Genomic DNA, 24507 nt, shown 5'->3' with positions numbered 1-24507 from the left:
GTTTACTTCTTATTAAAGATAAATCATTTTAATATAGCAAAATTAGGCATAAATAATATCAGTTAATTGAATATCCCAGGGGTTAGCATCAATTGAGGGGACTTTTTGACAGGCAAAAGCAAGGCCAATAGTTGTTATAGCATGATGTTGATTGTTCGCTAACATACGATCATAAAACCCTCCGCCCATACCCATTCGGTAACCTTGTTCATCAAACGCGACTAAGGGCGTAAACAAAACATCAAGCTGGTTAAAAGGAATAACTTGCCTAATATCTAAGCGAGGCTCATTGATGCCAAAGGTATTTTTAATGAGCTTTGTCTCTTTGTGATAACGCAAAAAAAGTAAATGATTGTTATTAAAAGGATGAATAATTGGCACATAAACGTGTTTTTGTTGTTGCCATAAATAATTAATGATGGGTTTGGTATTCACTTCACCATCAAAGGATAAAAATATGCCGATATTTTTAGCGCGTTTTAAAATAGGATAATGAATAATTTTGTTATAAATGGCTTGCTCAGCTTGTAAGCGGACTTGAGGTGAAAGTTGTTTTCGCTGTAGGCGAATGCTTTTTCGAGAAGGTCTACATGTCATCATAGGGTATTTTGTTGACAAAGGATCTTAAAAAATAATTAAAATCTCCAAGATGCCGTTTTAGGTTGCAACCCTTGAACCGTAGGTTCAAGGTGAACAAGGTGTTTTAATCTTTAGGTTTCCTTATCAAGTAAGGCTTACACACCAATTAAAAATCACAGCGTTCTTAAGTTTGGATTATCGGCTCAGGGAACTAACCCAGTCACAAACACCTCAGAGACGGATACATAATACAAAATTTTTTAAATGATACAACTTAGTTTACTTAAATTTACACTTTGATAGCTTATTTTATGAGTTATATCGCGGAATCAAGTAATTGTTGTAGCATTTTTAATCTTTCATTAAAGTTATCATTTTTTTCTTTCTCTTTCGTTAAGTCATAAGAAAGATTAAGTGCCGCTGTCATAATTAATTGCTCACTACCAATTTGGGGCGATTTTTCGCGCATTGCGACAAGTCGTTGGTCGAGATCTTTAGCAGCATTATTTAGCGCTTCAATTTCATCAACAGGGCAATTAAATTTTAATGTGCGACCAAATATTTGGATCGTTACAGTTTGTGTTTCCATATTTAACCTATTGATTAGTAAAGTGATTAATTTGTCGGATGATACTTTCAGCATCGAGTCCCATTTGCTTACGTATTTCATTTTGTTCGCCTTGGGGAATAAACTGATCAGGTAATCCGATATTTAAAATAGCACAATTGGCTTTGTTCAAGAGTAACCATTCATTAACGCCACTACCTGCGCCACCTTTTATGCTATTTTCCTCAATAGTAATAAGTATAGTATGGCTTTGGCTGATCTGTAAAATGAGTTTTTCGTCTAATGGTTTGACAAATCGCATATCAACCAATGTGGCGTCTAAATATTCAGCTGCTTTATATGCCTCAGGTAATAAAGTGCCAAAATTAAGAATAGCGATTTTTTGCCCATGGCGTTTTATTACAGCTTGTCCAATTGTTAAAGGGGTCAATGGCGTAAGAGGGATACCTATACCGTTACCTCGAGGATAACGGACAGCGGATGGTCCATTATGTAAATAGCCAGTATAAAGCATTTGTCTGCATTCATTTTCGTCGCTTGGTGTCATAATCACCATATTGGGTATAGGGCGTAGAAAACTTAAATCGAATGCGCCTTGGTGGGTTTCACCATCTGCACCGACAATGCCCGCCCTATCAATGGCAAACATGACCGGTAAGTTTTGAAGCGCAACATCGTGAATAATTTGATCATAGGCACGTTGTAAAAAAGTCGAATAAATAGCGACAACCGGCTTTAACCCGCTGATAGCAAAACCTGCAGCTAAGGTGACGGCATGTTGTTCGGCTATCGCAACGTCAAAAAATTGATTAGGATAATGTGTTTGAAATTGCACCATGCCTGAGCCTTCGCCCATCGCGGGTGTAATTGCCATAAGGCGGTTATCTGACTTAGCTATTTCGCATAACCACTCACCAAAAATTTGTGAATAAGTGGCTGTTGTTTTGTTGGCGATAGGTAAGTGGCCATTTGCCGGATCAAACTTAGGTACGCCATGCCATAATGTGGGATTTTTTTCAGCAGGTGGGTAACCTTTGCCTTTTTGAGTAATGACATGTAGTAGCTGCGGTCCTTTAGCTTGTCGTGTTTTTTGTAACACATTAACTAGATTATTAATATCGTGCCCATCAACAGGACCAATATACTCAAATCCTAATTCTTCAAATAAAATGGCCGGGGTAACTAAACTTTTTAGATGATCTTCCGTTTTTTTCGCTAATTCTTTTAAAGGTGGAATGGTTGATAATACCCGTTTGCTTCTTTCACGAATAGAGGCATAGGTTTTGCTTGATAATATTTGGGCTAAATGCTGCTTTAGGGCGCCAGTGTTTTCTGAAATAGACATATCGTTATCATTAACAATAACAAGCATGTCTGGTTTTATATGACCGGCATGATTCATTGCTTCAAATGCCATACCTGCCGTTAATGCGCCATCGCCAATAATGGCCACCACTTTACGATGTGATTGTTTTTGTTGTTCTGCAATCGCAATGCCAAGAGCGGCACTAATTGATGTCGATGAGTGACCGGTTGTTAAAACATCATATTCACTTTCTTGCCGATTAGGAAAAGCATGTAATCCATCTTTTTGACGAATCGTTAACATGCGATCGCGTCGACCTGTTAGAATTTTATGGGGATAAGCTTGATGTCCAACATCCCAAATGATTTGGTCATAAGGGGTTTGATAAACGTAATGTAACGCTGTAGTTAATTCGACAACGCCTAATCCTGACGCTAAATGACCACTTGATTGACTAACGCATTCCAGTAAAAATTGACGTAATTCTTGGCAAACACCTGCCAGTTGCGATGTATTAAGCGTTCGCAAATCTTTTGGCGAGTCAATTTGATTTAATAATGGGTAATTATCAGCGTTCATTTATCTATTTTTATGGTTAAGCGGTTAATTATTTCGCTTAATAATAAACCTTGCAAGATCTTGTAATGGTTGACTATTATACGGTATTTTTTGCAAGCTTTCGACTGCTTGTTGATAAAGTTGCTCAGTCATTAAAATTGCTTGTTCGAGTCCTAACAATGACGGATAAGTGCTTTTTTCATGAATAAGATCGGAGCCTTTGGGTTTTCCCATGATGTTTTGATCACCGGTAATATCTAAAATATCGTCTTGAATTTGAAACGCCAGTCCAATTGCTTGTGCATATTCACTTAGCGCTTCATCTTCTTGCTTCGTTAGATGAGGGCAGGCTAAGGCACCTAACCTAACTGCAGCATTAATGAGTGCACCTGTTTTATTGGCATGGATAAATTGGAGTTCGTTGAGATTTATTTTTTTATGTTCCGCCTGTAAATCTAATGATTGCCCTAAACACATACCATTTATGCCACTGGCATTTGCTAACTCTTTAATCATGATAAGTTTATTTTTATCATTGATATGCGGATTTTCGGCTAATAGCGAAAAGGCGAGTGCTTGTAAGGCATCACCAGCAAGGATGGCTTCTGCTTCATCGTATTGAATATGACACGTTGCTTTACCACGTCTTAAATCATCGTTATCCATTGCCGGTAAATCATCATGAATTAAGGAATAAGTATGTAGTGCTTCTATTGCTGCAGCGGGCGCATCTAATTGCTCTAACGAACAATTAAACATTTGTCCAGTTAGATAGACCAAAATAGGGCGTATACGTTTACCGCCGGCTAATAAGCTATAACTCATTGCTTGCTGTAATCTTGATGGCGCAAGTGTTTGGCTAAGATGAGTTAAATACTTATCGATCCGCTGTTGTAATTGGATTAATTCATTCATTATCAACAATAAACTCGTCTAATTCGGCATCAGTATTTTCGGACAATAAGATTTGTATACGCTGTTCCGCTTTTTGTAATTGTTGCTGACCTGTGCGAGCTAATTTGATTCCTTGTTCAAATTCTGTTAATGCTTCATCAAGAGATAAGTCACCTTCTTCGAGTTTTGCAACAATAAGTTCTAATTGTTTAATTGTTTCTTCAAAAGACAAGGTATTCTCTTTTTTTATCGCCATTTTATACTCCTTAACCTTAGCAAATAGGTTGTTAGATTATGCTTTTAAATTATCCTATTTATCCATCATGATCTTTAACAATTATGATGTATATTCATTATCTTGTTTGCAATCATTCAGATTAATCATCAAATTAATAAAAATTAAAACAACTTATTTTTTATTTTCTCTTTATCATCAGTATGAATTAAGGAATAAATCAAGAGCGTTTAGTTTTATTCTTCTTGGTTATTTTCATATTCTTGAATGGCATCTAACGCCAGATCTTCATTAATCGGTTTTTTAACCGTAATGCCCATTTCTCGAAATTTTTCTATTTGCGCAATGATATTGCCACGCCCTTTATTTAATTTATTCATCGATGATTGATAAGTTTGCTGAGCTTTATCTAAACAGTTACCTAGTCCTTGCATATCTTCAATAAATCCACGGATTTTATCATAAAGTTTACTTGCCCTATCTGCAATAAGCTCAGCATGACGATTTTGATATTCAAATCGCCAAAGATTATGAATGGTACGTAACGCAACTAATAAGGTAGATGGACTGACTATCATAATATTTTGTTTAAGTGCATCATCAATTAAAGCCGGATCATGATTAATCGCCGTTAAGAAAGCCGGTTCAATGGGAATAAACATTAAAATATAATCTAATGAATTAATGCCATTTAATTGTTGATAATTTTTTTGACTGAGTTGTTTTAAATGATTACGTACGGCAACTAAATGTTCATTGATAGAGATATTTTGGATTTGTTCATCTTCACTATTAAAATAGCGTTCATAAGCAACAAGCGTGACTTTTGAATCAATAACAACATCGCCACCTTGCGGTAAATGAACAATGACATCAGGCTGCATTCGCCTATTATCGTCGTTAGATAAACTGACTTGTGTTTGATATTCATAACCTTCACGAAGACCTGAGTTATCTAAAATTTTGCTTAAAATGAACTCGCCCCAATTTCCTTGCGTTTTATTATTACCTTTTAGGGCATTAGTCAAATTCGTGGCTTCTTTTGCCATTTGCTGATTAAGTTGTTGGAGATGGCGAATTTCAAAAGTTAACGTATGCCTTTCTTTGGCTTCTTCACTAAAACTTGATTGGACTTGCTTTTTGAAGCCTTCAAGTTGTTCTTTTAATGGTGAAAGTAATAAATCTAAACTTAATTTATTTTGTTGTTCGATTTTTTTACCATTATGGTCGAAAATGCGATTTGCGAGGTTTTCGAACTGGTTAGTTAATCTTTGCTCACTTTGTTCGAGAATCGTTTGCTTCTCGGTCGCGGCATGGAGTGTTTCTTCTAAGCGGGTTTTTAATTCGCTTATTTTAATATTTTGTACAAGATGCTGCTCACGATGTTGATTTAATTCATGCTCTAAAATTCCGTTTTTTTGCATTACAATTTGTAACTCTTCATTTTTTTGTGATAACTGTAGCTGTGACAATTGTTTCACATTATGTAAATGAAATTGTAATTTAATCGCCCAAAAGAGCAAAACCAAAGCCAGGATAGCAAAAATAATCGCAATCCAGTCGGTAATAACTAGGTTGTTCATAAAAATTAAGCTCTATCCATTGGGAACGAAATAACCTCGGCTAATGTTGTGGCATTAATTGCCAGCATAATTAAACGATCGAGTCCAACGGCAACACCTGAGCAATCCGGTAAACCTGCATTTAAGGCGGCAAGGAGTTCGCTATCAATATTTTCTTCGGGTAATTTAAGTGCGGCTCTATCGCGATTATTTTGTTCAAAACGCGCTTGTTGTTCTTGGACATCGGTCAGTTCTTTAAAACCATTAGCAAGCTCAACACCTTTATAATAAAACTCAAACCGGTGAGCAACTCTATGATCCGTTTGATTGACTTCGGCAAGGGCGGCTTGTGATGCAGGAAAATGATAAATCACAACTGGTTTTTCAAGCCCAATATGAGGTTCGACGCCATAGGCAAATAAGCACTGTAATAATCCATCATTGTCCATATCCTCGCTTGTTACTTCCACATTTAATTCGGTTAATTTTGCGATTAACATGGTTCGTGTTGCTTCAAGCGGATCGAGATTTAAATAGCGAATGAACGCTTTTTGATAAGATAAACGTTCGGCAGGTTCGCAATCGAGAATAGCTTGTAATAAATCATCCACTTCATTAATAATTTGATTCATATCAAATTTAGTACGATACCATTCAAGCATTGAAAACTCGGGATTATGGTAACGACTGATTTCTTCATGATTACGGAAACATTTACAAATTTGAAAAATAGGTCCGCTACCTGCGGCTAGTAAACGTTTCATATGATATTCAGGACTGGTTATCAATGACATTTTTACGCCATCTGCTTCATTTGTTTGTCCTGGTTTTAAATAACGGGTGTGGAAGGAACTTAAATGGACATCTGTCACGGCATATTGGCTAAGGGACGGAGTTTCTACCTCTAAAATCGCTCTGTCAGCAAAAAATTGCCGGATTTGCTTAATGATTTTTGATCGTTTTATCAAATTATCTATCGATGCTGTTGGTTGCCAAGTGGTTGTATTAGTCATGAATTTTATATAAGTTTAGTTTTAGAAAGAAAATAGGGCATTAAGCCCTATATTGGATTAATGTGTTTCATTTTGCCATATTGAAAATAATTTGTCGTAGTTTTCTTGTTGTTGCCAAATATGCAAATGTAAAGCAAAAAGAATAAAGGGATCTTCTAAGATAAGTAATTTATCGTCTTTACTTAATTTTAGTAGATCACAATTTTTAAAATAAGTGAGTCGTTCTAACCTTACTTGATTAATTTTTTCGTTTTCAAGATGTCTTGACGTTGATAAAGCACAAACTAGCGCATTATAAATCGGATCAATAAGCGCGATAATAAAACCATGTTGTATTAGGTAAGCTTCTGTTTTTACTAGATTTTCATCAGTTAAGAGAATGGCTTTATTGGGATGTATTTCATCGGGCGTTAAAAATAAGCCACACTTTTTCGCTTTCAGCCCTAGGCTAGACAGTCCAGAAATCCTAACCACAAGCGGCGAAATAATCAAAGGAATTAATATCGCAATATACCAATAAGTGAATTGAGGATTAAGCCAAATAATGATAGCTAACCAAATAATACCGAGTAAAGATAAAGGCCAGCAAAAATAAAATGATTCTTTCCAGGTTAAGGCATCATCATTACGAGATGGAGATTTCCATTGAATTTTGCTGCCAAGCCAGGCTTTAATCACAAATTTACTATGAAAGATCATTCTGATTGGCGCAAGGATCATCGACCATATCATTTCGATGATAATAGATAACGTTAATTTAACGATCCCGCCTAAATTTTGGGTTTGTTTTTTGGCGATAATAATCCCTAAACTAAAAAATTTTGGCGCAAAAAGTAATATTAGCGTCGTTGAAAGTAATTGAATGGCTAAATGCTCATTCCACCTAGGCCAGACAGGAAAAAACTGATTAGGTTGATAAAAATAAAGGGGCTCTGCAACATTAAAGACTAATAATAATAAGGTCGAAAAGATAAGGAACATTAACCATAATAAAGAAGAAATATAAGCCATGCCACTGGTCATAAACATCAGTCTATGTGTTAATTTAATGCCACTTTTAAATATTAATTTTAAATTAATTAGATTCCCCATACACCAGCGATTATCGCGTTTAAGATCTTCTATCATATTTCCTGGTAGTTCTTCGTAGCTACCATTTAGATTATAAGCTATCCAGACATCATAACCAGCACGGCGCATTAAGGTCGCTTCAACAAGATCATGAGACAGAATATGTAAAGGGGCTTTGCGATTATTTAGCGGCGTTAAAATACAGTGCTCAATAAAGGGTTTAAGACGAATGATTGCATTATGTCCCCAATATTGAGCTTCACTTACTTGCCAAAAATGGGTTCCTGCACAAAAAATATCGCTATAAAGCTGATTTGCGAATTGTTGGATGCGACTGTAAAGTGTTGTCATTCTAACGGATTTTGGTGGAGCTTGAATAATTCCCGCATTTGGATGTTGTTCCATCATGGCTATCATTGACGTAAGACAATCACCCGTCATGATACTATCAGCATCTAAAATTAACATATATTCATACAGATGACCAAAACGTCGACAAAAATCATCTATATTACCACTTTTACGTTTTACGCGTCGCTTACGATGTCGATAAAAAACGCGATAGGCGCTATCTTGATTTTGTGCATTAAAATCAGCCCAAGCTTTAAGTTCATTGACATAGAGATCGGGATCGTTAGTATCACTTAAGATATAAAAATCACAAAGTGAAGCTGCGCCCGTTGCTACTAATGATTGATAAGTGGCTTCTAAACCGGCAAATACACGGGCAACCTCTTCATTACAAATTGGCATGACCAAGGCGGTGCGGTGTTTAGGATTGATTTGTTTGATCGCATCTTTAGGGATTTGCAGGGTAAAGCGATCTTTTTTCATGATCGTTAATAATAACCCTAAGACGCTTGTCCAAAAGCCGATAGAAATCCAACAAAATAAAATAGCAAATAAGCCGATAATGACAACTTGGATAGCGTAAGGCACAACGCTCATAATCGCTAAGTGGTAATTAAGATCCCAGGTTTGCCAAAAATTGATTTGATTCCAGCTTTGATAAGGTAAAAGAGTTGCTAAATAGGTGGTCGCCATATAAGTTTGACCAAGTATTAATAGCAATAAAATGAACCGCCGTAAGCTTGCAATAAAATTAAATTGACTTTTACGTGCAGGTTTATAACGTTGATGCCATTTTTGCGGTTTTATTGCTACACGTTTAATATCAGGATAAGTTGGTTGTTGCAATCTTTTATCATTGAACAAAAAAAGTCGCCCTAATTTATTTAGCCGATATTTTAACAAGGTTAAATAATTAAATGGCTCTGCATTAGCCTGCGTTTCCTGATGCCATTTATGGGCATCAGAAAGATCTAAAAAGTCATCTTTTTTCATCGCATTATAATCTTTTTATATTTCATTATTGAACAGGATATTGTCCGCTCCATGTTTCTGTTAAAATTTGATTATTTTTTTCAGAAGCAAGTTGCACGCGCATATCGGTGGGTTTTTTATTATCTTGAACATTGAAACGAATAATAACTCGATAGCCTTTTAATTGTTGGTTATATTGCAAATCAGCGCTTAAAATAGTGCCATTATTGATACTCGATATAATTTTTACTTGCTTTTCTTGCGCTAAATCTTTCCCGACAAAATCAATGATATACGCATTAGAACCATCTAATTTACGAATCAAATTAGCTTGTTTAATATCACCTAATGATAAACGCGTATTATCTGCTCGAGCAATATTATCAGGGTAACGTGCTTTTTCATTTAAAGTGTAATGAAGTCGATATTTAACGGAAAGCTCATCGCCTCGTTTGTATTCTTGTTTAGGCACCCAAAAGGTAACGATATTATCGTTTGTTTCATCTGCCGTTGGGATTTCAACTAATTCAACTCGACCGCGTTGCCAATGATCTAGTATTTCAGTCCAAACGCTGGGTCTTTTTTCGTAATGATCATCTAGGTCTTGATAATCTCTAAAACCATTATCTCTTTGAATTAAACCAAAGCCCTTAGGATTATCTAAACTGTACGAGGAAAAGGACAGTTTTTTAGGATTGTTTAAAGGTCGCCAAATCCATTCATCATTATCTGTTAATATCGACAATCCATTGGAATCATGCATTGCGGGTCGATAATTTAATAATGGTGATGGTTGATTAGGACCATATAAAAACATACTCGTTAATGGAGCGATCCCCAGTTTTTTTATGGAATCACGGAAAAATAATTTCGATTCAACGGTTAACGTCGTATCTATACTTGGTGTAAGAATCATTTTATAAGCGCCGACAACGCGCGGTGAATCAAGTAAGGCATAGATCACTAAATGGCGCTCTGTGGGCGTTGGGCGCACTATCCAAAATTCTTTAAAGAAAGGAAATTCTTCACCGGACATTTCGCCTGTATCAATAGCCAGTCCTCGTGCTGAAACGCCATATATCTGATTTTTACCAATGACTCGAAAATAACTGCCACCTAAGGCTGTAAAAATTTCATCATCAGTTTTATCTTTTGAATTAATGGGATAATGCACTTTAAAGCCGGCATAGCCTAATTTACTGGTGTCGAGGTTTTTGAGATCCGTCAAACTTAAATCAAAATAAGACGGATCGTATTTGATAGGTTTAACTTGATTATCAATAATTTCGTTAATTTTAACAGGTGTATCGAAATACATCCCCTCATGATAAAACTCAAGTTTAAAATGACTTTTAATATCTGACCAAAAACTACGACTATGATCGAAATGAATTTTTTGATAATCCGCAAATTGTAATGAAGACAGTTCATTTGGAATATTACTTTCTGTTTTCACATACGGTTTGGTTGAGCTTTCTTTGGCAAGTTGCACGACATCATTAAGTGAAAATGCGCAAGCAGAAAAACTAGCACAAGTTACGGTAAATAAACAAAAAACTTGGCTTATGGTTTTTTTATTAATTATTGCTCTAGGATTAGAGGGTATAAAGGATAATAAATTATGTATAGATGCGCGCATAGACCTACCTAAAAAGGTGAGAATAATTAATGATATGAGTCGCTGGTTCATTTAAACAATTGGTCATAAATGTTTCCTGCATCTCTTGAAGGATTGTTGGATTTTCGGCGATTAAAAACTGGCTGTAATGATCATCATGCAGTTTTTTAATTTCGGCTTGCATTGCTTGAGCATTCATTTTAAATAATTGCCGATATTTTTCGATAGATTTATCTGTTTTCTGGGCATAAATAGCTGTAATAAAATCAGCATTATATTGACAATATTCTAAAATGTTTGTTTGGTTCGGTAGTAATTTACTATATTCATTTTTGGTTTTATCAATTGCTGTTTTAATTTGTTTATCGGTTTTTAATTGATAATATTTAGTTAGATAAAAATTTAATACACAAGGTGTTAATTGATTATCTAATTCACATCCTAAAATCCCTTGTTCAGTCACATAATTATCAAATGTTTGATTATTTTTATTAAGTAATTCTTTTAATTGTTGTTTAGCATTAACGATATAGCTATTGTTTTTTTCAGTGCGCAAATAGAGATTTGCTAACCTATCGTTTTGTTGGGTGTTATTTGATGGTTGAACAGTTGACTTAGAATAATTTGCACAACTTGTAATAAAAAAGGAGACTAGCAAAATAATAATGTGATTTATAATTCTCATTAATAAAATTCCAAAGATGTTTTTTCAAGATTACAAATTGATTAAGTTTAAAATTATATACTTATATTTTTTAAAAACACTAGTTGATTTTTAAATTATCTTTAAAGCATGTCGTAAAATTTAAAAAATAGATTATTTATATATCAATAAGTCCATTTAATAATCGAAATGCATTTTAGATTGTAATAAAATAAAATGCATTTTTCAGATTACGGTTAATTTCTTAATTTGATGAATGCAATTTCACAATGATGGTACGACTCTCTTTTTTCACTTCTAGAAGTTTAACTTGTAACGTATCTGTGCATTTAAAAGCGGTATGTTCATTAATTTTGATGATACCTTCGTCTGGACAAGCATTAATTTCTGTTCGAATATTATGCATCATCGATAAAGGTAAAAAGACTAAGGCACCAATATCGGTTAAGCGTAATTTTGCTCCACCGCGATTAATATCGATAATTTCTCCATTAAATATTTCGCCAATTTTATGCGTTAAATACTGCATATATAAATGATCGGTAATATCTCTTTCAGCAAAACGAAGAATTTTTCTTCTTTCGTTCATGCTTTTTAGTTGCTGTGCATCTGGCTCTTGAGCCGTTTCATGGTGAATGATCGCTTTTAATAAGCGATGATTAATCATATCGCCGTATTTACGAATGGGTGAAGTCCATGTTGCATAAGCTTCAAACCCGAGTCCAAAATGTGGCATTGGGTTAGACGAAATATCGGCAGAGGTTTGTAATTTGCGTAAGCGAGCATTGATAAAGTCATTATTTTCTATTAATTGCCGTAATTTAACATAGCCTGTAAATGAAGAAATCGTCTCTTTATCAAAATTTTCAATGCCATTTTGTTTTAAAATTAAGACAATCTGATCATAATATTTACTATCAAATCCACTATGAACATTAAAAACGCCAAATCCGATTTCCTTTTGTAGTGTGATGGTTAGCACTTGGTTGGCAATAACCATAACTTCTTCAACAATATGATGAGCGATACGTTTATCTTCTTTTTCGATGGCACTTACTTGGAAATTATCATCAAGAATAAAATGAAAATCCGGTTTATCTTGAAACACTAAGGCATTTTTTTGACGCCATGTTGCTCGTATTAATGCTAATTTATGTAATAAATTTAATTGCTCAACAATAATTGAGTCGTTACTTGCTAAAGGCGCAATATTTTCTAAAAAATCTGACACATTGTGGTAAGACAGTTTTGCTTTTGATTCAATCCATGCAGGCTTAAACTCATAATCTTTTAAAATATTTCCTTCCTGATCAATTTTAATATGGCAAACGATGGCAAGCCTTTTTTGATTCGGTTTTAGCGAACAAATATCATTAGCCAAATCTTTTGGCAACATAGGAACCGTATAATCAGGGAGATAGGTTGTAAAATTACGTTGTTTTGCGCTTTGATCTAATTGACTGTCAACTGTGATATAGGCAGTGGGATCGGCTATAGCAACAGTTAAATCATAATAACCTTGTTCATCTAATGAGATAGATATTGCATCATCCATGTCTTGCGTGTATTGGCTATCTATAGTAAAGAAGGGGATAGCCGTTAAATCATGCCGATTAGTCAGTTCGTTTTCATTTAATGCGGGATTATCATTTTGTGCTGGGGACAATTCTAAATCATATCTTACTAATGTTCTAAGCCATAATTGATGAGGATTATTTGTGGTGGTAATAAATTGGGTAACATCAGCAAAAAATCCTTTTTTTTCTTCCATCAGTGGATGAGAAATAAGACTTGCTTTAACCCAATCCCCTTCATTGATACGTTCTTTAACGGCAGCATTGACTTTACAAAGAATAGCAAACTGCGGCATATTTTCAGGGTAAATGACCATGGACTGCTTTTTAAATCCAATTTTACCAATAAACGTTTGTAACGATGATTCAATTAATGCTTCAGGTTCAAATGAAATTTTATCGTCATGTGTGATTAACGAGCCAGAAACTTTATCACCATGACAAACAGATTTCATTTTGGACATTGGAATAAAATAATTGGTTTTAGCATCGACATCAAGAAAACCATAGCCTTTATCGTGAGCCCGCACAATACCTTCGGTTCGAGGTGTGCTTTCATGGATTTGTTGTTTTAATTGAGCAAGTAGCGGATTATTTTGAAACATTTCACTTAATATAATTAAGATACGAGAAAGGAATTATATCATAAATCTTTAGAAAAAGTTTATTGTCATTACCATCCTACCGTTTTTTTAATAATTAACTTATTGCTTTATTTCATTATTTTGTTTCAAAACAAAAGCCCAATTCGAAATTCTTGCCAAAAAGTGAAAAAGAACCAAAATGAATTTACCTAAAAAAGCATGGTTATTTTAATGAATAATTTGTAGACTATGCCTCAAATTTTCTTGAACAATCCATTTATGAATCTTCTAAAATCGTTAGCGACAGTCAGTTCAATGACAATGATTTCTCGTGTTTTGGGTTTTATCCGAGATGCCATTATTGCCCGTTTTTTTGGGGCAGGATCCGCTGCTGATGCTTTTTTTATCGCTTTTAAGTTACCTAATTTATTAAGACGTATTTTCGCTGAAGGTGCTTTTTCACAAGCTTTTGTGCCCATTTTAGCAGAATATAAAAATCAAAAAGGGGATGAAGCGACCCGAACATTTATCGCTTATGTTGCGGGTTTACTGACTTTAGTCCTTGCCATAGTAACAGTCATTGGCATTATTACCGCGCCAATTATTATTATGATAACTGCGCCAGGTTTTTTAAATCAATCGCTTGAAAAATTTGAATTAACGACATTATTATTAAGAATTACCTTTCCTTACATTTTTTTTATTTCACTGGCATCATTAGCGGGAGCCATTTTAAATACTTGGAATCGCTTTTCAGTACCGGCATTTGTGCCGACCTTTTTAAATCTGAGTATGATAGGTTTTACTCTTTTTGCGACACCTTATTTTAATCCGCCTATTCTTGCATTAGCCGTTTCTGTCATTGTTGGTGGGATTTTACAGCTTGTATATCAATTACCTGCTCTCAAAAAAATCGGTATGTTAGTTTTACCACGAATTAATTTAAAAGATGCGGGTGTTTGGCGAGTCATGAAACAGATGGTGCCCGCGATATTGGGTGTCTCGGTTGGGCAAATCTCATTAATTATCAATACCATTTTCGCTTCTTTTTTGATCTCAGGATCTGTTTCATGGATGTATTATGCTGATCGTTTAATGGAATTTCCAGCAGGTGTATTAGGCGTTGCTCTCGGCACTATTTTATTACCTTCATTGGCTAAAACTTTCGCTAAATCTGATGATAAACAATATTCTGAATTATTAGATTGGGGATTAAAACTTTGCTTTTTATTAGCATTACCTTGCAGTGTTGCGTTAGGCGTATTATCAAAACCATTAATAGCGACATTATTTGAATATGGTCATTTTTCGGCGCAGGATACTTTAATGACTGCACGTGCGTTAATGGCTTATTCGGTAGGATTAATTGGATTAATTCTAATTAAAGTCTTAGCGCCTGCATTTTATTCAAGACAAGATATAAAAACACCCGTTAAAATCGCTATTATCACCTTAATATTAACGCAATTAATGAATTTAGCATTTATTGATTCATTGCAACATGCCGGACTTGCCCTTTCAATTGGTATCGCTGCGTGTTTTAATGCCGCTTTACTGTATTGGCAACTCCGCCGTAAGAAACTTTATAAACCCGCGGTCGGCTGGTTATCCTTTTTAATTAAAGTTATTATTGCTGTTATTTTGATGTCCTTAGCCTTAGGGTTTTCTGGGCATTTTTTTCCTGATTGGGGAACAGGTAGTATGCCGGTAAGATTAAGCCGATTATTTTTACTTGTGATTATCGGTATTTTTGTCTATTTTATCGCGCTTATTGCAATGGGTTTTAAAATAAAACAATTTATAAAAAGAATTTACTAATTTATGCTCATATTAATTAAAAACTAAACAATATTGGATTAAAGAAAGGAAAAAATATGGAACGGATATTGTTTTTTAAGCTGCCGATAATTTTTGCAGCTATGTACTATGTATTAGCTATTGTAAATAATACTTTTTTTATGCTATCCGAAATGGCAACAAATATGAATAACTCGCTAGGTTATATTAATAATATTGAAAGCTTGTATAAATTTTATTTGCCCAGGTTACATAGATTATTTTTGATGCAAGCTATTAATTTCATTCCTAAATCATTATTTGTATTTACGACTTCTGTCATAATATTTTATTATCAAAAAGTTAATAAAATTACGGTCAAAAACTGTTTTTTATTAGTGATAAATATTATTTTCACAGAAATTATTTTTAAGATTCTAATATTGATTGCTAGGAGTTATCAAGTTATAGCTAAAACTGATGACTCTTTAACTTCGATTGTAGCTTATTTTACTAAATGGCAAATAATTAATTCTTTATACTATATTTTTTTCCCGTTGATGACATGGCTTTTTATTAAAATTTTTTACAAGCAGTTTGATATTAATAAGCAAAAATACGTTTTAACGCATGACAATAGTAACATAATCCATTCTCTTATTTTTTTAGCTTTTTTTAGCTTTATTACTTATGAAATTCTAAGTATTATTAATCATTATTTTATATATTTTGTTATGATTAGTAAGTATCAATCTTGGGTAGAACTTCAATTTGTATTTTATGTTTTCTATAAATACATTATAATTCTGCCTTTTATTTTATTATTAATAAGTACTGTGTACTTTTCTACAAAAAACCGTTTTACGAAATTTTTCACGACTTTACAAATAGGTAAAATCTTCAAAGCTTCTTTTCTAATCAATATAATCAGTATTATGTTACTTGCTCTTGTTTTTAGTTTATATACAGAAGTGATTAATTTCTTTAATTTTGACTATGAGTTAACGTCAATTGCGTATCAAGATACGTTTTCCTTTTCTGAAATAATTAAATTTCTGCTCTTAGTCTTACCGCCTATTTTAATTATTTATTGGATTGTGGCTAATAGAGTTGTTAAATTCTTTTTTTCAAAATCGCTAAATGAAGATCCTGATATTCTAAAAATGTAATTATAGGTCAGTGATAATGAATATTGTAGTGGTCAAGTATTTCCATACTCTAATTTAGGTTGCTGAGCAATAGCCGGTTGTAAACCGGCATTAAAACTGTGTGGACGTAATTGGTTATAATAAATAGATAGCTAAACAGGTCTAATTTGCCTCAACTAAACTACCGTGTCCCTCTTTTGAATCCCCCTCACTTGTATCGTAAGATTTGCAGCGCATTAAGCAAATTTTGCGATTTTTTTATCTATTTTACAAAAAAACTAATTTGTTGTTTTAAATCATCTAATACTTTATTGTCAATCTCTTGCCATTTGCGGACGCTGTTAATAAAAACCATTTTTTCAGCTTGTAAAATATCATTTAAAAAGAGTGTTTTTTCACTAATGATTTTTTTCTGCAAATAATAGTTGCGCATTGTACCGGCTAATAAGCCAGAATTAATTTTTGGTGTCTGCCACTTGCCATTTAGGTAAAGCACAATATTTCCATTCACAAATTCAGTGATTTCTTGATCTTCATTAAAGTTTAGATACTCTTGTCCTTGTATTTGTTTGCTAAAGTGTGCACGATTAGATGTTTTATGATAAAGGTACAGATTATGACGTTTTTGTGCCTGAGGCGCTAAATCTAATTTTGTTATCATAAATGGTGATTCAATTTTGCTCTGACTTAGCGTGAATTGTCCATTTTTTAACAACTCAATTCGAAGTTTATAGCGATCTTGATCAAGTCCTTGTAAATGGGTCATTAACGTTTGTTTGATGGCATTGATATCGCAATTAAAATCAAAATACTGTGCGGAATCTTGTAATCGAGCCAAATGCTCTTCTAATAAAAAATAGTGTTTGTCTTCGATTAAAAGGCTTTCAATCAAATGATCAGGCATTGAACTTGTTCTTGTTAAAATAGCAGTTTTAGCTAGGATTTCTTGATATTCATCCTCGGCTGTTGAATCCCAAGTAATACCGCCGCCTACTCCATAGTGAAGTGTATTTTGATAAATTGTTAGCGTACGAATGGGTATATTAAAAATCGCTTTTTGTAAAAAGGGTTCGATATAACCAATGCTACCGCAATAAACATCACGTAAGTCTTTTTCAATCGTAGATATAATTTGCATCGTGCGGCTTTTTGGGGCGCCGGTTATTGATCCACAAGGAAAAAGCGCTTTAAAAATTTGACATAGACGAACATTATTTTGTAATTGGCTTGTAATGGTTGATGTTAATTGCCAGACAGTTGGGTATTTTTCTGCCGTGAAGAGTTTAGGGACTTTGACGCTGCCAAATTCAGAGATCTGACTGAGATCATTACGTAATAAATCAACAATCATCATATTTTCGGCTTGGTTTTTTTCAGATAATAATAACGCAAGCTGCATTTTATCTTCCTGATTGGTTTTACCTCGTTTAGCCGTACCTTTCATGGGTTTACAGGTTATATTTCGATTGTCTAATTTAAAAAATAATTCGGGCGAGATAGATAAAATATGAATATTGTCATGCTCAATATATGCACAATAATCCGCTTGATTTTTCTGTTGTAAAAAGTGGTAATAGGCTTTTGGATCACTGTCAAAAGGCGCTGAAAACTGGATTGTATAGTTGGTTTGATAAGTATTGCCTTTTGCAATTTGTGAATGAATTTCATTGATGCTTTGTTGATATTCATCTAATGAGGTATTGCTGACTAAGTCTAAATTTGGAGCAATAAAGTTAGGTTTTTGGTCATCTGTTCCGAGCGTATAATCTTTGAAGATACCAAATAATAATAACGGTATTTTTTGTTTAATTTGATTGGGATCTTTCGTGTAATGATAAGCATTAAAGCCCATCGCACTTTCATAAGCTAAATAGCCAGCGGCATAATAACCTTGATCGATATAATCGTTTATTTTATCCATTAAAATCGGAATATCTTGATAATCGAAAGTCGACAGTATATGGCAAGGGTGACTAAAAACACGCTCTTGTCCTTCAAAATCAATATAAATTTTCATATTAACGATAATTTTTAATAAAATTGTGAATTAATTGTGTTCCGCATTCGGTTTTAATGGCTTCTGGATGAAATTGGACAGATTCGATTGGCCACTCATTATGCCGTAATCCCATAATAATACCTTGTGCATTTTGAGCCGAAATTTTTAATGGTAAAGATTGTGCATTATCTGGCTGTTTGGCGATAAGTGAATGGTAACGTACAACGTTTAAGGGATTTTTCATCCCAGCAAATATGCCCATTTTATCATGAATGATCGTATCTATTTTACCATGCATTGGCGTTGGCGCGGGAATAATGTGATATCCAAAATAATGAGCAATAACTTGATGACCGAGGCAAATACCCAAAATAGGGCAGCGATTTGCAAATTCATCAACCACGGCTAGCGAAATTCCTGCCTCATTCGGTGAACCCGGTCCCGGCGATAGAACGATTTTATCAAAATGAATCTGTTTGATTTCATCGAGTTGCATGGCATCGTTTTTTATGACCTGTACTTTTTCACCTGTCTGACGTAGATAGTCGACAATATTAAATGTAAAAGAATCATAATTATCAATTAATAATATCAAAATAGTCCCTGCGCATGATATGTAAAAAAATAGTGAGGTTAAATGTTATAGCATTAATAGGTAAATGACTTACTATGTCGCTATTATAAAAGCGATATGTTAAAAAAGCGATGTTTGTCAAAAAAGTTCGACGGATAAATTTGATCGTCGTTATTATTGATAAAGGGTACATTTATGATACAACAAATAAAATTAATCATTAGTGGACGAGTGCAAGGGGTGGGGTTTCGATTTTATACAGCGCAGCAAGCCAAAAAATTAGGGATTTGTGGTTATGTAAAAAATCTTGCTGATGGTAAAGTTGAAATTGTTGCGCAGGGCACTGAAGAACAATTAAATAACTTATCATCTTGGTTAGAAAGCGGTGGACCTTCGATGGCAAATATTCAACAAATAAATAAAGAGCAAATAAGCGGACAAAAACTATTAACTTCTTTCAAAGTGAGATATTAATTTAGATAAAAATACAGTAAAATAATTAACTCTTTGTTTGGGGTTTATTATTTTTATTAATGGGTATTATGAGCAAGAAAAATCTGATTTGTACCGTACTTATTATTATCCTAATTGGCATATACTATTATGAAAAAGAAAATGATTCCCAAAACAAACAAGCACTTAATTTAGCAAAACTTCCTATTTATCAAAGTGATAGTATGATAACGCATGTTTTTGATATTGCTGGTGAACTCGTTTATCAAATTAAGTCTGAGCATGTTAAACATTTTGATGAAACTGATGATACTGAATTTGAGCTTCCAGATGTGATCTTCTATGATAGGCAGAGTTCTGCCACATGGCATATCGAAGCTAAGCAAGCGACATTAACCAATGACAAACATATCTATCTTTATCAAAATGTAAAGCTTGATAATTTAACGCCTAATGCACAGTTACAAGAGGTTAGTACGGATAACGCGGTTGTTGATCTTAAAACTCAGCTAATTCATTCTCGTGATCCTGTTGTGATTCGCGGTACTGGACTTTATTCGACGGGTAATGGCTTAGAAGGAGATCTGCAAACGAAAACAGCGAAAGTGCTTGAAAATGTTAAAACCTATTATAATTCCGAGGCGAAATAAGATATGTATTTATCAAAATGGCAAACTTACCTATCACTTATCATTCTAGTATTGAATTGTAATCATCTAGCATTTGCGAACGAAAAAAACAGCATAAATGATAAGAGTAAGGCTGCTAGTGTTGTTGTCGATAATAAAGCGATTGCCAATAAAAAACCTATTGCCAATAACAAGCCTATTGATATATCCGCCGATAATCAACAAATAGAAATAGAAAAAAATATTATCACGTTTAACGGTAATGTTAACATCGTTCAAGAAGGTTTAATGATAAAGGCTGATAAGGTCGTTATTACTCATATCGACGATTCCGCAAAACAAAAAATTACAGCTTATGGTAATCCTGTTAAATTTAAACAAATTATGACACCACCGCAAAAAGATATTTTAGGTAGTGGTCAAATACTTATCTATAATGTCAAACAAAATAATATTGTATTAATTGATAAGGCTGAAATTATCCAACATGATAATCAAGTTAATAGTTCGACCATTACTTATGATATTAATAAAAGAACAATTATTGCTGAATCCGGGAAACAAGGACGCGTAAAAACAACCATTATTCCTAATCAAGTTAAAGAGATGAAAAACTAAATGTCTAAGTTAAGAGCAGAAAATCTAGCAAAAGTATATAAAAAAAGACGAGTGGTTGAAGACGTTAGTTTAACAGTCAATTCAGGTGAAATTGTGGGTTTACTCGGTCCAAATGGTGCCGGTAAAACGACAACCTTCTATATGGTCGTCGGTATTGTGACCTTAAATGCGGGTAAAATCTTTTTAGATGATGATGATATCAGTCTTTTACCTTTGCATGAACGAGCTAAAAAAGGGATTGGATATTTACCTCAAGAAGCTTCTATTTTTCGGAAATTATCGGTTATTGATAATATTATGGCCGTTTTAGAACTTCGTACGGATCTGCATAAAAACGAAAAGCGTGAGCGTGCGGAAGAATTATTGGAAGAATTTCATATTACTCACATTCGTGATTCATTGGGGCAATCTTTATCAGGTGGTGAAAGGCGCCGGGTAGAAATCGCCCGTGCATTAGCAGCTAATCCCAAATTTATCTTGTTAGATGAACCTTTTGCCGGCGTTGATCCTATTTCGGTTATTGATATCAAAAATATTATTACCCATTTACGCGATCGCGGACTGGGCGTTTTAATTACCGATCATAATGTGCGTGAAACATTGGATGTTTGTGAAAGAGCTTATATTGTCAGTAAAGGACATTTAATTGCTGAAGGAACCCCGGATAACATTTTAAATAATGATCATGTTAAACGTGTTTATTTAGGGAATGAATTTAGGTTATGATTACCTTTAGTCTGCAACAAAAGTTAACAAAGCAGCTATCTCTTACGCCTCAATTACGTTTAGCTATTCGTTTACTGCAATTGTCGACTTTAGAACTGCAGCAAGAAATTCAAACGCTATTAGAACAAAATCCGTTGCTTGAAATTGAAGATATTTTTGATGAAATCAATTTTGATCCTAAAGATGAGGAGGAGGCGGAAACGCATGATTTTATGGAAGATCCTAATATTCGTGAGGATATTCCATTAGATGTTACACTCAATGATATCTATACTGCAGGTACCCCATCAGGAACGCATCTTGATTATTGTAATGAAGATGTGCCCACCTACCAAGGTGAAACAGAGCAAACATTAGCGGATTATTTAAAATGGCAGTTAGACTTAACACCTTTTACTGATGTCGATAGAGCTATTGCCATATCGATTATTCAAGCGATAGATGATAGGGGATATTTAACGGTTTCACTGGATGAAATTTTAGCTGAACAAGATAATAAAGAAATAGAACTAGATGAAATTGAAGCGGTTTTAAAGCGAATTTGGCATTTTGATCCCATCGGCGTTGGTGCGAGATCATTAAAAGAGTATTTATTAATTCAAGCGTTACCCCAATCACCACCAAAACTCATATTACAAATCATCGAAAATTATTTAGATTTAGTTGCAAATCGTGATTTTCGAAAATTAAAAAAATCAGTCAGTGCGACAGACGAAAAATTAAAAACCGCTATTGAATTTATTAAAGCCTTGCAGCCTTACCCTTGTGCAAATTTACCTTCTTTTACCGCTCTTAACGTTCAATCAAGCTATGTCATTCCAGATGTGTTAGTTAAAAAAATAAACGGTAAATGGCAAGCTATGCTAAATACCGATATTTTACCTCGCTTAGGAATTAATCAGCATTATGCTAATATGCAAAATTATATTGAAAAGCAAGATAGTGACTATATTCGCCAATGTTATCAAGAAGCAAATTGGTTTATTAAAAGTATTGAGATCCGTAATGAGACTTTATTAAAAGTCAGTGATTTTATTATTGGTCATCAGCAAGCGTTTTTTGAAAAGGGATCACAGTATATGAAACCTTTGATCTTATCGGATGTTGCCTTAGCAGTTGATATGCATGAATCGACAATTTCGCGTGTTACGACGCAAAAATTTTTACATTGCCCAGCAGGTATTTTTGAATTGAAATACTTTTTTTCGACTCATGTAAATAAAGGGGATGGCAATGAAACTTCATCAACAGCAATTAGAGCATTGATTAAAAAAATGATTGCCAGCGAATCTCCAAAGAAACCATTAAGTGATAGTAAACTGGTTACGTTATTAGCTGAGCAAGGTATTAGCATAGCCAGAAGAACTATAGCTAAATATCGAGAATCGCTCGCTATCCCTCCTTCAAATAAACGCAAGCATCTTTAAAGATCTTCAAATGATGTTATTTATCTTAAGATATGATTAAGGTAAGCTTTTCTATTAATCATTTTATTGTAAGACAGGCAAACTAGACAATGCTTAAAACTTCAGGTAACAAGTCATTGTTACCTGAGTTATTTATAAATTGACGGTAATTATCTAATAAGCAGAATTAAACTTTATTTTTCATGTTCTATATCATCTTTAATAATATGATCTTTCATACTATCAAGAACGCGGCGGGCTTCTTTTTTGTGTTTTTCTTTATTAATTTGTTTTTCAAGTTTAGCAATAACTTCATTAATAGCGGTATACATATCTTCTTTTTTAGCTGAAGCGACAAGCGGTTCACCTTTTGTTGTGATGGTTGCATCAACTACAAAACCATCGGGATCTTTTGATAAGATGAAGTGAGGATTGATTAACGTAGTGTGTAATTTATCTAATTTCCCTAATTTTTCATCAATAAATTGTCGAATTGATGGGGTAATTTCCATTTGTTTACTGGTTATATTAACTGACATTAGAAACCTCCTTAATTGTTCTACATTAAAATAAAACTTTTTGTTAGTATTGTGCGTTTAACAACAATGACTCACTATAGTGTTAACTTCTGTCGTTAACTACATTGGCAAATTATTTGCTATTCGTCAATCTTTATTATGCTTTATTAGTTTATTGAACAATCGCTTAGTTATTTATGCAAAAATAGCTGGGATGAAGTCTATCTCGATTGAGATTATTGTCACTGTATTGGCTTAAAGTATATACTCACAGGCTATTTTTAGTTATTTATATCGAATTATTGAGGGAACTGTGAATCATTTAGATCAAATTAAAATTGTCCTTATCGAAACCTCTCACACGGGTAATATGGGATCGGCGGCTAGAGCAATGAAAACGATGGGTTTATCACAACTGTGCTTAGTGAATCCTATTATAAAACCCGATTCTCAATCTATTTCATTAGCCGCTGGCGCCAGTGATATTGTTAAAAAAGCACAAATATATGATAGTTTTGATGAGGCAATTGCTGATTGTCAATTAGTGATTGGTACAAGTGCTAGATCACGCAGTTTACCTTGGCCACATTTAACACCTAAAGAATGCGCTGATAAAATTATACAAGAATCAGAGCAAGGGAAAGTGGCGTTGGTTTTTGGTCGTGAACGTGTCGGTTTAACTAATGATGAGCTACAACGTTGTCATTATCATGTAAGTATTCCTGCAAATCCTGATTATAGCTCGTTAAATTTAGCAATGTCGGTACAAGTTTTATGTTATGAAATTCGTATGTCAATGTTAGCTTTAGCGGATAAGACAGATGTACTGCGAGATGAGGTGATCCCTTTCCCTCAAGATGGCGATATTGAACTTTTTTATCAGCATTTAGAAAATACGTTATTGAAGACCGGATTTATTAACCCTCATCACCCTGGGCAAATTATGAGTCGTTTACGTCGTTTATTTACCCGTGCTCGAATTGAACAACAAGAATTAAATATTTTACGTGGTATTTTAACGTCGATTGATAAAGCTAAATAATATAAATCGACTCTGATTTAGGCTACTTAGTTTGATTTTATTGATGGTAACGTGCTTATTTTTGTCTTC

General features: G+C 34.0%; 22 protein-coding genes and 1 other RNA gene. 8 read left to right on the top strand and 15 right to left on the bottom strand.

Going from position 1 to position 24507, the window contains the following annotated elements:
- Nucleotides 1-42 precede the first annotated feature (42 nt).
- The 12 genes from ACSYSW_RS08460 to ACSYSW_RS08405 form a co-directional block, all read right to left on the bottom strand.
- Nucleotides 43-600, bottom strand: coding sequence for a 5-formyltetrahydrofolate cyclo-ligase (locus ACSYSW_RS08460; protein WP_491705475.1), 558 nt, complete (start codon nt 598-600; stop codon nt 43-45).
- A gap of 37 nt (nt 601-637) precedes the next feature.
- A non-coding RNA gene (ssrS, locus tag ACSYSW_RS08455) (6S RNA) lies at nt 638-820 on the bottom strand.
- A gap of 75 nt (nt 821-895) precedes the next feature.
- The gene (gene zapA, locus ACSYSW_RS08450) at nt 896-1168 is read right to left on the bottom strand and encodes a cell division protein ZapA (RefSeq protein ID WP_491705476.1); all 273 of its coding nucleotides are present in this window, start codon (nt 1166-1168) and stop codon (nt 896-898) included.
- A 7-nt stretch (nt 1169-1175) separates the two neighbouring features.
- Nucleotides 1176-3032: a 1-deoxy-D-xylulose-5-phosphate synthase gene (gene dxs / locus ACSYSW_RS08445; RefSeq protein ID WP_491706249.1), complete on the bottom strand. Its 1857-nt coding sequence runs from the start codon at nt 3030-3032 to the stop codon at nt 1176-1178.
- 24 nt (nt 3033-3056) lie between these two features.
- Nucleotides 3057-3926, bottom strand: a complete 870-nt coding sequence (gene ispA / locus ACSYSW_RS08440) for a (2E,6E)-farnesyl diphosphate synthase (protein WP_491705478.1) — start codon at nt 3924-3926, stop codon at nt 3057-3059.
- Nucleotides 3919-4161, bottom strand: a complete 243-nt coding sequence (gene xseB / locus ACSYSW_RS08435; protein ID WP_491705479.1) for an exodeoxyribonuclease VII small subunit — start codon at nt 4159-4161, stop codon at nt 3919-3921. The genes ispA and xseB overlap by 8 nt, the downstream gene beginning before the upstream one ends.
- A 215-nt stretch (nt 4162-4376) precedes the next feature.
- Nucleotides 4377-5723 (bottom strand): DNA recombination protein RmuC, encoded by a 1347-nt coding sequence (gene rmuC / locus ACSYSW_RS08430; RefSeq protein ID WP_491705480.1) that lies wholly within the window; start codon nt 5721-5723, stop codon nt 4377-4379.
- A gap of 5 nt (nt 5724-5728) precedes the next feature.
- The gene (gene epmA, locus ACSYSW_RS08425; RefSeq protein WP_491705481.1) at nt 5729-6715 is read right to left on the bottom strand and encodes an elongation factor P--(R)-beta-lysine ligase; all 987 of its coding nucleotides are present in this window, start codon (nt 6713-6715) and stop codon (nt 5729-5731) included.
- Between the two features lie 57 nt (nt 6716-6772).
- Nucleotides 6773-9130: a glucans biosynthesis glucosyltransferase MdoH gene (gene mdoH, locus ACSYSW_RS08420; RefSeq protein WP_491705482.1), complete on the bottom strand. Its 2358-nt coding sequence runs from the start codon at nt 9128-9130 to the stop codon at nt 6773-6775.
- Nucleotides 9131-9155: 25 nt separating this feature from the next.
- Nucleotides 9156-10748, bottom strand: a complete 1593-nt coding sequence (locus ACSYSW_RS08415) for a glucan biosynthesis protein G (protein ID WP_491705483.1) — start codon at nt 10746-10748, stop codon at nt 9156-9158.
- Nucleotides 10749-10752: 4 nt separating this feature from the next.
- Entirely contained in the window at nt 10753-11412 is a 660-nt protein-coding gene (locus tag ACSYSW_RS08410) for a hypothetical protein (RefSeq protein ID WP_491705484.1), read from the bottom strand.
- A 223-nt stretch (nt 11413-11635) separates the two neighbouring features.
- Nucleotides 11636-13570 (bottom strand): exoribonuclease II, encoded by a 1935-nt coding sequence (locus tag ACSYSW_RS08405; protein WP_491705485.1) that lies wholly within the window; start codon nt 13568-13570, stop codon nt 11636-11638.
- A 258-nt stretch (nt 13571-13828) separates the two neighbouring features.
- Here ACSYSW_RS08405 and murJ point away from each other — a divergent pair, with 258 nt between their 5' ends.
- Both murJ and ACSYSW_RS08395 read left to right on the top strand, forming a co-directional pair.
- Nucleotides 13829-15367, top strand: a complete 1539-nt coding sequence (gene murJ, locus ACSYSW_RS08400) for a murein biosynthesis integral membrane protein MurJ (RefSeq protein WP_491705486.1) — start codon at nt 13829-13831, stop codon at nt 15365-15367.
- Between the two features lie 56 nt (nt 15368-15423).
- Complete coding sequence (locus tag ACSYSW_RS08395; protein WP_491705487.1) at nt 15424-16494, top strand: hypothetical protein; 1071 nt, start codon at nt 15424-15426, stop codon at nt 16492-16494.
- Nucleotides 16495-16735: 241 nt separating this feature from the next.
- On the opposite strand, the gene pabB is transcribed toward ACSYSW_RS08395, so the two are convergent.
- The gene (gene pabB / locus ACSYSW_RS08390) at nt 16736-18490 is read right to left on the bottom strand and encodes an aminodeoxychorismate synthase component I (RefSeq protein WP_491705488.1); all 1755 of its coding nucleotides are present in this window, start codon (nt 18488-18490) and stop codon (nt 16736-16738) included.
- Between the two features lies 1 nt (nt 18491).
- Nucleotides 18492-19067 carry an anthranilate synthase component II gene (locus tag ACSYSW_RS08385; RefSeq protein ID WP_491705489.1) on the bottom strand — a complete coding sequence of 192 codons (576 nt, stop codon included), beginning with the start codon at nt 19065-19067 and terminating at the stop codon, nt 18492-18494.
- Nucleotides 19068-19241: 174 nt separating this feature from the next.
- Here ACSYSW_RS08385 and yccX point away from each other — a divergent pair, with 174 nt between their 5' ends.
- The 5 genes from yccX (at nt 19242) to ACSYSW_RS08360 (ending at nt 22899) form a co-directional block, all read left to right on the top strand.
- Entirely contained in the window at nt 19242-19520 is a 279-nt protein-coding gene (gene yccX, locus ACSYSW_RS08380; RefSeq protein WP_491705490.1) for an acylphosphatase, read from the top strand.
- A 68-nt stretch (nt 19521-19588) separates the two neighbouring features.
- A complete protein-coding gene (gene lptC, locus ACSYSW_RS08375; protein ID WP_491705491.1) occupies nt 19589-20149 on the top strand; it encodes an LPS export ABC transporter periplasmic protein LptC in 561 nt (186 codons plus the stop codon).
- Between the two features lie 3 nt (nt 20150-20152).
- Nucleotides 20153-20746: a lipopolysaccharide transport periplasmic protein LptA gene (gene lptA, locus ACSYSW_RS08370; protein ID WP_491705492.1), complete on the top strand. Its 594-nt coding sequence runs from the start codon at nt 20153-20155 to the stop codon at nt 20744-20746.
- Nucleotides 20747-21472, top strand: a complete 726-nt coding sequence (gene lptB, locus ACSYSW_RS08365) for an LPS export ABC transporter ATP-binding protein (protein WP_491705493.1) — start codon at nt 20747-20749, stop codon at nt 21470-21472. It abuts the gene before it with no gap.
- Nucleotides 21472-22899, top strand: a complete 1428-nt coding sequence (locus ACSYSW_RS08360) for an RNA polymerase factor sigma-54 (RefSeq protein ID WP_491706050.1) — start codon at nt 21472-21474, stop codon at nt 22897-22899. Before lptB ends, ACSYSW_RS08360 begins: the two co-directional genes overlap by 1 nt.
- A 173-nt stretch (nt 22900-23072) precedes the next feature.
- Here ACSYSW_RS08360 and hpf read toward each other — a convergent pair whose 3' ends face one another.
- Nucleotides 23073-23417, bottom strand: coding sequence for a ribosome hibernation-promoting factor, HPF/YfiA family (gene hpf / locus ACSYSW_RS08355; RefSeq protein WP_491705494.1), 345 nt, complete (start codon nt 23415-23417; stop codon nt 23073-23075).
- 349 nt (nt 23418-23766) lie between these two features.
- On the opposite strand from hpf, the gene trmJ reads away from it, so the two are divergent.
- Nucleotides 23767-24438 (top strand): tRNA (cytosine(32)/uridine(32)-2'-O)-methyltransferase TrmJ, encoded by a 672-nt coding sequence (trmJ, locus tag ACSYSW_RS08350; RefSeq protein WP_491706051.1) that lies wholly within the window; start codon nt 23767-23769, stop codon nt 24436-24438.
- Nucleotides 24439-24507 lie beyond the last annotated feature (69 nt).

Source organism: Gilliamella sp. ESL1225 (assembly GCF_058502635.1).
The sequence above is the reverse complement of the archived record's forward strand: the minus strand, read 5'-3'. Positions and strand labels throughout refer to the sequence as shown.